The sequence below is a fragment of the Mycobacterium sp. 852002-50816_SCH5313054-b genome, assembly GCF_001667185.1.
In the GTDB taxonomy this organism is placed as follows: domain Bacteria; phylum Actinomycetota; class Actinomycetes; order Mycobacteriales; family Mycobacteriaceae; genus Mycobacterium.
This window is the reverse complement of sequence record NZ_LZIC01000145.1, coordinates 1-630: the sequence shown is the minus strand read 5'-3', so window position 1 is coordinate 630 and position 630 is coordinate 1. Positions and strand designations below refer to the sequence as shown.

Sequence of the window (630 nt, the reverse complement as noted above, 5' to 3'; positions counted from 1 at the left end):
CAACCTACGGCACCGGTTGGCAGGGCATGGGTGCCGCCGCCTCGGCGGTCACGCAGACCGGGGTCGACACGCAGCATGAATTGCTGGCCGCGGCGCTGTTGGCGAAGGTGCCCCATGTCGCGGCGGCGGCCGCTGCCCACCAGACGGCGTTGGCTTCGATGGTGACCGCTGAGCAGGCGGTGGCCAATCGGATGGAAGAGGCCGCCGATCGGCAGATCAACCTGACCGTGTTGGGCGTCTTGACCCCGCGGATCGCGGCTTTGAACGCCGAGTATTACGGGCACATGTGGCCGCGCAATGCCGCCGCGGGCGCGGCCTACGGGGCGGCATTGCGCGCGAGTACGGCGGCGATCATGGTTCCGTTCCCGCCAGCGGTGGCCGGGGCGTCAGCGGCCATTGCCGCGGCGGGGTTGGCCGAAAACGCGGCCATGTCCGCGGTCGGCGCCACGATGCAGGCCGGCGAGCAAGCCGTTCAAGTGGTGATAACCCCGGCCGCAGCCGTATCGCAGGCGGCCGCGACGCCGAAGGTTGCCCCGATGGCGGCCACCCAAAACCCTGCCCAGACGGTGACGAAGGCTCCGCAGGCCCCCTCGGGCATGTTCGCCAGACCCCCGCAGGCCGCGGTTCCTC

At 71.0% G+C, this 630-nt stretch carries 1 protein-coding gene; it reads left to right on the top strand.

What is annotated here, in order from left to right:
* The coding region (locus A5787_RS25935) for a PPE domain-containing protein (RefSeq protein WP_156764141.1) at nt 1-630 on the top strand (630 nt) is incomplete at both ends.